At 73.2% G+C, this 3,811-nt stretch carries 3 protein-coding genes; all 3 read left to right on the plus strand.

Going from position 1 to position 3,811, the window contains the following annotated elements:
• Window positions 1-3 precede the first annotated feature (3 nt).
• From K2X24_RS10410 to K2X24_RS10420, 3 genes are read left to right on the plus strand one after another with little or no spacing between them, the layout of a single operon-like run.
• Window positions 4-522, plus strand: a complete 519-nt coding sequence (locus tag K2X24_RS10410) for a (2Fe-2S)-binding protein (RefSeq protein WP_292497576.1) — start codon at window positions 4-6, stop codon at window positions 520-522.
• The gene (locus K2X24_RS10415) at window positions 519-1,583 is read left to right on the plus strand and encodes a xanthine dehydrogenase family protein subunit M (protein ID WP_292497571.1); all 1,065 of its coding nucleotides are present in this window, start codon (window positions 519-521) and stop codon (window positions 1,581-1,583) included. Before K2X24_RS10410 ends, K2X24_RS10415 begins: the two co-directional genes overlap by 4 nt.
• On the plus strand, window positions 1,576-3,807 hold the full coding sequence (locus K2X24_RS10420) for a xanthine dehydrogenase family protein molybdopterin-binding subunit (protein WP_292497574.1): 2,232 nt from the start codon (window positions 1,576-1,578) through the stop codon (window positions 3,805-3,807). The genes K2X24_RS10415 and K2X24_RS10420 overlap by 8 nt, the downstream gene beginning before the upstream one ends.
• Window positions 3,808-3,811 lie beyond the last annotated feature (4 nt).

Genomic DNA, 3,811 nt, shown 5'->3' on the forward strand with positions numbered 1-3,811 from the left:
CGCATGAGCTTTTCCATCACGCTGACCGTGAACGGTGCGGCGCGCAGCATCGTCCTGGAGGATGCGCGCGTCACCCTCCTCGACCTTCTGCGCGAGCGCCTCGACCTCACCGGGGCCAAGAAGGGCTGCGACCGGGGCCAGTGCGGCGCCTGCACCGTCCTGGTCGACGGCCTCCGGGTGAATGCCTGCCTGGCGCTCGCCGTCAGTCACGACGGGGCCTCGATCACCACGATCGAAGGTCTCGCCGAGGGCGACGCCCTGCACCCCGTCCAGGCCGCCTTCCTCGAGCATGACGGCTTCCAGTGCGGTTTCTGCACCCCGGGCCAGATCCTGAGCGCGGTCGGGCTGATCCAGGAGGGCCAGACCGGGGGTGACCCCGAGCGGGTGCGCGAGGGCATGAGCGGCAATCTCTGCCGCTGCGGCGCCTATGCGGGCATCACGCAGGCGGTGCTCGCCGCCCACACGGCGATCGCGGGGCCGGACGTCCTGCCCGGCCGCCAGCTCGCGGAGGATGCGGCGTGAAGGCCTTCGACTACATCCGCGCGACCAGCGTCGCCGAGGCGGTCGCGGCCGCCGGCCAGCCCGGGGCCGCCTATCTCGCCGCCGGCACCAATCTCGTCGACCTGATGAAGGGCGGCGTCACCCGGCCGGACAGCCTCGTGGACATCACCCGCCTGCCCGGTCTCGACCGGATCGAGCGCGGCGCCGACGGTTCGACCCGGATCGGCGCCCTGGTGCGCAACGCGGCCCTCGCACACGACGCGAGCATCGCCCGGCGCTACCCGGCGCTGGCGGAGGCCCTGCTCTCGGGCGCCTCGGGCCAGTTGCGCAACGCCGCCACCACCGCCGGCAACGTGCTGCAGCGGACCCGCTGCCAATACTTTTACGACACCGCCAGCGCCTGCAACAAGCGCGACCCCGGCGCCGGCTGCGCCGCCCTCGGCGGCGTCACGCGGAGCCACGCGGTGCTCGGCTGGACCGAGCACTGCATCGCCACCCATCCATCGGACTTCTGCGTGCCGCTCGCGGCGCTGGACGCCAGCGTGGAGATCGAGGGGCCGGGCGGGGCGCGCTCCGTGCCCCTGGAGGCGTTCCACCGCCTGCCCGGCGACACGCCTCAGCGCGAGACCGTGCTGGAGCCGGGCGAGCTCGTCGTCGCCGTCACCCTGCCGCCCGAGGCGGAGCACTTCGCCGGGCACAGCCGCTACCTCAAGGTCCGCGAGCGCACCTCCTACGCCTTCGCGGTGGTCTCGGCGGCCATCGGTCTGCGGATGGACGGCGATCGGATCGGGGAAGCCCGCATCGCGCTCGGCAGCGTCGCCCTGAAGCCCTGGCGCGCCCGGGAGGCCGAGCGCCTGCTGGCCGGTGCCGTGCCGGCCCCGGAGACCTTCGCCCGGGCGGCCGAGGCGGCGCTGGCGGATGCCAGACCCTCGGGGGACAACGGCTACAAGATCGAGCTTGCCCGCCGCATCGTGGTGCGCGCGCTCACCCTGGCGGCCGCCGGCACGCCGGACCGCGTCCCCGCCCTGCCTGCCAGCCCGTTCGCCCCTACCCCCTCGGCCGGAGCCCTGCCCCATGCCTGAGCGTCAGCGCCACGGCGCCTCCATCGGCCAGCCGCTCACCCGGCGCGACGGCCACGCCAAGATCACGGGGTCAGCCCGCTACAGCGCGGATTTCCGGCCCGAGGGCCTCGCCCACGCGGTGATGGCGGTGAGTGCGATCGCCCGCGGCCGGGTCACCCATCTCGACGTCGCGGCGGCGGAAGCGCATCCCGGCGTCGTCGCGGTGATGACGCCGGAGAACGCCCCGGCGCTCGCCAAGTCGCCGGACATGAAGGACAATCCCTTCGCGTTCCGCCTCGACCTTCTGCAGAACGACGGCGTGCGCTACGCCAATCAGCCGATCGCGGTGGTCATCGCCGAGACCCTGGAGGCCGCCACCGAGGGCGCGACCCTGCTCGCACCCCGCTACGAATCGGAGGCCGTCAGCGTCGCTCTCGGGGCCGGCGAGGTGTTCGCACCCGAGACCATCGGGGCGGGCTCCGCCACCGACGAGGGCTCGGGCGACATCGCCGCCGGCATGGCGGCGGCCGAGGCCCGGATCGAGGCGACCTACGACACGGCCTCGCAGTACCACAACGCCCTGGAGCCCCATTCGAGCGTAGCGGAGTGGGACGGCGACCGCCTGACCCTGTACACGCCGACCCAGGCGCTCTGGATCGCCAAGGGCCGGCTCGCCGGGCTGTTCGGCATCCCGCAAGAGAACATCCACGTGGTCTGCCACTATCTCGGCGGCGGCTTCGGCTCGAAGGGCTTCGTCACCGCGCCGCAGATCCTCGGGATCATGGCGGCCAAGCTCGTCGGGCGCCCGGTCAAGCTGGTGACCCGGCGCGAGCAGATGTTCGGCCCCGTCGGCCACCGCGCCGCCACGCGCCAGACCCTGAAGCTGGGCGCCACCCGCGACGGCACGCTGACCGCCCTCGACCACCACACCCTGACCCTGACGAGCCGGTACGACGACTTCGTCGAGCCCTCCGGCATCCTCTCGCGCCACCTCTACGCGGCGGGCGCGATCGCCACGACGCACGCGGTCTCCCGGGCCGATATCGGCACCCCGATCTTCATGCGCGCCCCCGGCGAGGCCTCGGGCAGCGTCGCGGTGGAGAGCGCCCTCGACGAGCTGGCCCTGGAACTCGACCTCGATCCCCTGGAGATCCGCCTGCGCAACTACGCCGAGGTGGAGCCGATCAGCCATCGGCCGTTCTCCTCGAAGGCCCTGCGCGAATGCTACGCCCAAGGCGCCGAGCGCTTCGGCTGGGCCTCCCGCCCCCGGCAGCCGCGCCAGATGCGCGACGCCGACGGGCTCCTCGTCGGCTGGGGTCTCGGCACCGCCACCTACCCGGCCGGAATGATGCAGGGCGAGGCCCGCGCCACGCTCCGGGCCGACGGCACGGGTCTCATCGAGACCGCAGCCCAGGACATGGGCCAGGGTGCCTGGACCGTGCTGGCGCAGATCGGCGCCGACGGGCTCGGGCTTCCGATCGAGCGGATCGAACTGCGCATCGGCGATTCGAACCTGCCGAACGGCGGCCTGGCCGGTGGCTCGACCGGCACCGCCACCAGCGGCACGGCGGTGGACAACGCAGCGAAGGGCGCCATCGCGGCCCTGGCGCAGCTCGCCGTCAACGACCGCGCCTCCCCCCTCTACGGCGCCGGCAATGCCGGCGTCACCGCCGCCGACGGCCGCCTCGCCCGCCGGGACGACCCCGCCCGCTCCGAATCCTTCGGCGAGATCCTAGCCCGCGCCGGCAAGACCTCCGTCGAGGCGAAGGGACAGGGGCAGGGCGATCCCGCCGCGCAGAAGACCTACGCGATGCACGCCCACGGGGCGGTCTACGCGGAGGTGAAGGTCGACCCCGACCTCGGCCAGATCCGGGTGACGCGCCTCGTCGGTGCCTTCGCGGCCGGGCGGATCATCAACCCGCACCTCGTGCGCAGCCAGTATTACGGCGGCATGATCTGGGGCGTGTCCCTGGCCCTGCACGAGCACGCGATGCTCGATCCGCGCTCCGGCCGGGTGATGAACGGGAATCTGGCCGAGTACCACATCCCGGTGAATGCCGACGTGCCCGCGATGGAGGCGATCCTGGTGGAGGAGCACGATCCGCACGTGAACCCGCTGGGCATCAAGGGGGTCGGCGAGATCGGCATCACCGGCACCGCCGGCGCCATCGCCAACGCGGTCTGGCACGCCACCGGCGTGCGGGTGCGCGACATTCCCATCACCCTCGACCGGCTGCTGGGATGAGACC

It is taken from the genome of Methylobacterium sp., from assembly GCF_019750675.1.
GTDB lineage: Bacteria > Pseudomonadota > Alphaproteobacteria > Rhizobiales > Beijerinckiaceae > Methylobacterium.

What these genes read in the sequence shown, in the direction of transcription:
- K2X24_RS10410 (WP_292497576.1), top strand. Translation starts at nt 4, where the DNA reads ATGAGCTTTTCCATCACGCTGACCGTGAACGGTGCGGCGCGCAGCATC.
- K2X24_RS10420 (WP_292497574.1), top strand. Translation starts at nt 1,576, where the DNA reads ATGCCTGAGCGTCAGCGCCACGGCGCCTCCATCGGCCAGCCGCTCACC.